The organism is Bartonella sp. TS25HLJMH, assembly GCF_042193505.1.
GTDB classification, from domain to species: Bacteria; Pseudomonadota; Alphaproteobacteria; order Rhizobiales; family Rhizobiaceae; genus Bartonella; species Bartonella grahamii.
This window is the reverse complement of record NZ_JBHILV010000040.1, coordinates 1-4,590: the sequence shown is the minus strand read 5'-3', so window position 1 is coordinate 4,590 and position 4,590 is coordinate 1. Positions and strand designations below refer to the sequence as shown.

Below are 4,590 nucleotides of genomic sequence, written 5' to 3'. Positions count from 1 at the left end.
GTTTTAAGAAAAGACTGTAAAAATAGCCTATCATTCTATTCAATTTAACAAAAAGGCAGCACATTGTGCTGCCTTTTCGCTTTATATAAATCCTAATGACACTAAAACTACCCCCTCCCTTTTTATCAAGAAAAATATAAGGTATTTTTATCCAGAATATATTAAAACCCACAAATAATGAAAGCGGAAACCTTTTAATAAAAATGTAGTTTTATTGACCAAAGTACCTTTCATTCAAAGCTTTTTATTAATTACGTTTTTAAACTTAAGATATGTCTGTTTTATCGCTCTCAATAAGATAAGCGATTATAAGAAACTTTCCCCTCATCTGAAAACTCAAACAAATTTTTTTGTCTATAAAATATTCAAACAAGAAAAAGCACAAAAAACTATAAATAACTCTCAGTAATTATCAAAAATTACTTTTATTATTTCATCAAGACATAAAAAATAATCCCACTACAAACAGAAAATAAATAAAACTCATTTAATAAAAAATAAACTATACATACTATCCATTTTCATGAAGATTATTTAAAATATTTGACATAGAAGTAAAAGTAGCTTACCGAGCTAGAGGTAATGTAACAACACTAAGAACAATAACTCATTTTCTATTCTTCTTATGAGGTCGGTGGGGAAATGAATATTGGGGACTTCAAAGGAGAATACGGATGTATAAAAAATCCCTTTTATCATATACAGCAACAATCGCGATCATACTCTCTAGTATCTATTCCAATGCACATGCTGAATCTCTTGAAGCTTCAGGAGAAGGACAAACCGTCATCGGAGAAACCGGAAAGACCTATGAAATTCTTCATGCAAAAGAAAGTGGCAAAATCACTGGTGAAAATTTAACAATAACCGGAAATAAAGAAACCAATAAAGGCCCCAGCGAAGGCGGTATCACCCCTCCTCCCGAATCATCTTCTTTAGAATCACCCGCTGCTGTAACAGCTGAAAGCAAGAACAGTATGATCACATTAACGGGGGATAAAACAACCATTAAAGGAACTGATTCTGCCATTATCGTAGGTGTTGAAGCAAAAGACGGTGGCACGATCTCCATAACTGGAGGCTCCATTAATGCTTCTGATTTTGGTGCGATCTTCATGAACAGTAACAGCGACAAAAACAAGCTGGAAAATGTAACAATATCAAGCGGTGATGATAAAACACTACTGGGATTCGGAGCAGGAACAGAAAACAGTACAGTCACTTTAAAGGATGTAATCATAAAACAAACAAACAATGCTGTAAGTGCACAAGGTGGCTCTACAATAACAATCACTGGAGGTTCATTTGCTTCAAAAGAAGCAACAATAGTTGCCTCGCAAAACAGCAAAGTCACTATAAACGATTCTACGATTACATCATCTGACGACTCTGGACTCTGGGCAAAAGAAAGTGGCACGATCTCCATGACTGGAGGCTCTATTAATGCTTCCCACGCTGGTGCTAGTTTCTTGAACAGTAACAGCGACAAAAATAAGCTGAAAGGTGTAACAATATCAAGTAATGAAGACGGAAAACAAATAACCTTTGGAGTAAAGGTACAAGAGAACAGTACAGTCACTTTAGAAGATGTAACCGTAAAACAAGCAGAAAACGCTATTCTTGCAAATAATAGTTCTAAAGTAAAGGTCACTGGAGGCTCATTCGCTTCAAAAGAGGCAACAATAGCTGCCTTGAAAAACAGTGACATCACTATAGAGGGCGCTCAAATTACATCATCTGATAACTCTGGACTCATGGCACAAAATGGTGGCTCAATCTCTATGAATGGAGGTTCCATTAAAGCTTCACAAGCTGGTGCTTACTTTTTGAACAGTAATAGCGACAAGAACAAACTAAAGGATGTAGAAATATCAAGTAATGAAGGCGGAACACCTATACTCTTTGGAGTAAAAGCAGAGAAGAACAGTAAAGTTAATTTAGAAGGTGTAAGATTCTCTCAAGCAGACAGTGGTATATCTGCAGATAGTAATTCTGAAATAACAATCTCTAAAGGAGAGTTTGACTCTAAAAAGGTAACTATACACGCTGAAAACGGCAGCACAATCACTTTAAAGGACAATACTAAAGTTACATCATCTGATAACGTTGGGCTCATGGCAGAACAAGAATCCACAATCAACATGACCGGAGGAGAAGTAACTGGAAAAACAGGAGTCGTTGGAGCAAAAAATGGCGGACACATTACGGTAGAAAATGTTACCCTAACAATAGATGGCGCCGATCCCATTGAAAATAACGAATCAATTACAAGTGGTTTTGGTGCATTTTCTGAGGGTAAAGATAGTCTAATTGAGTTAACTGGAAATGATACAAAGATTAAAAATAGTATAATTGGACTTCAGACAAAAAAAGAGGGTGCAATCAGTATGAATGGAGGCTCCATTAATGCCTCATACGTTGGTGCTCGCTTTACGGAAAGTAAAAGCAACAAAAACAAACTGAAGAATGTAATAATATCCAGCAATAAAGAGAATGAGCTACTAGTCAATGGAATCAATGCAGGAAAAGAAAGTATAGTCTCTCTAGAAAATGTAAACGTAAAACAAGCAGAAAACGCCATTGTTTCAGATAGTAATTCTAAAATAGAGATTACTGGAGGATCGTTTGATGCAAAACTAGCAACAATCGCTGCTCTAAACGGCGGCACCATTATTTTAACCGACAATGCACAAATTACATCATCTGATAACTCTGGGCTCTATGCACATGACAATGGCGTAATCAAGATGACTGGAGGAACTGTAGCTGGAAAAATAATAGCATTGTCTGCAGAAAATAGCGGACATATTACCATCACAGATGGTACTCTAAAAACAACAGACGATGGTATCGGTGCAGATGCTGATGGCTCTAAAAGTGTGATTGAGTTGGAAAATACAACGGTCAGTGATAGTGCAATTGGTCTTAAAGCAGAAAACAATGGTGCAATCAGTATGACTGGGGGAAGCATTAAAGCTTCTGTAGCTGGTGCTGTCTTTTCTAAAAGTGAGAGCGAAGAAAACTATCTGGACAATGTGATAATATCAAGTAGTAAAGGCGGTGCGCTACTAGGCTATGGAATTCAAGCAGAAGAAACAAGTAAAGTCACTTTAAAAAATGTAACCATCTCTGACGCAATTAATGCCGTAGCTGCGTATGACAATTCTACAATAAAAATCTCTGGGGGATCATTTAAGGCAGAAGATGAAACAATATATGTAGCAGATGGCGGCACCATCAATTTAGACGATGCAGCACAAATTACCTCATCTAATAGTTATGGACTCCGTGCAGACGGTTTAAACTCTACCATCACAATGAATAAAGGACACGTCAAAGGGGACCGTACAGCATTGAGTGCGGAAGGTGGTGGTCATATTACGGTCACAGGTGTTACTATCACAACAGAAAAGCAGCTTAGCGGATTAGGTGCAAGTGTTATCAATTCTAATAGTATGATCGAATTGCGTGGAACAGATATTAAAGACACTTCGACTGGACTCCTTGCACAAGACGGCGGCGTAATCAAAATGAAGAAGGGAACCATTACAACTTCTACAGTTGGTGCTACCATTTCAAACAGTAAGAGCAACGAAAACAAATTGGAAGATGTGACAATATCAAGCAATGGAAAAGGTAACTCGATCATATTTACAGGATTAAATGCCCAAGCAAGCAATATCACTTTAGAAAATGTACACATTACACAAGCATTCACCGGCGTAATGGCAATGGATCATTCTCAAATCACAATCTCTGGAGGATCATTTGCTGGAAACAATGTGGGAATACGTGCAGAGAGTGGAAGCACCATTACTTTAGCCGAAAATGCCCAAATTACATCATCTAATGGTTATGTCCTCCATGCAACCGGCTTAGACTCCACCATCACAATGATGACAGGACGTATAACAGGAACAGAGGCAGCATTGGCTGTTGAAAACGGTGGGCATATTGATGCAACAAATATTTCTGCAACAGCAGAGAAAAATGGCATAAAATTTGAAAATCCTGAAGAAGATACAACCTCAGAAGTTAATTTAACCAACGCAAAGCTTCACATTAAAAACGGTACTGGAATTAATGTAGATGAGTCAACCGGCACAGTCAATCTTGGCGAAAAATCAGAAATCCGTGGTGATGTTTTACTAGTAAACAAAGATTCAACAAAAGGAAATAATTTCACTTTCACCCTCAATTCTGATGACTCCATATTAGAGGGTAGAGCAAAAATTATTAACAGCCCTAAAACAATCTTTAATTTGCAAAACAATACACAATGGATTGTAAAAACCAGTACAAAAGAAAAAGATGAAGATGGTCAACTTCTTGATATTGCTCAAAGATCTCGTTCTGATATTTCCACGCTTAATCTCGATAATAGCTCCATTATCTTTAGCGAACCGACAGAAGAGCATTATCACACATTGCACATAGGTTCTGGTAAACCAGACACGCAAGAAGTTTACAAAGCCTCTGGTGACGCAAAGATTTACTTCAACATTGCTTGGAGTGATGGTGTTGCAAGTGCCGATCAAAAAACCGATAGGCTTCTCATTCACGGTGATGTCTCAGGCAACACAACAGTTT

1 protein-coding gene is annotated in these 4,590 nt (G+C 37.5%); it reads left to right on the top strand.

Annotation, left to right across the window (positions count from 1 at the left end):
* Nucleotides 1-674: 674 nt before the first annotated feature.
* Nucleotides 675-4,590 (top strand): beta strand repeat-containing protein (locus ACFINF_RS08705; protein WP_375620520.1); only part of this gene is annotated, 3,916 nt, incomplete at its 3' end.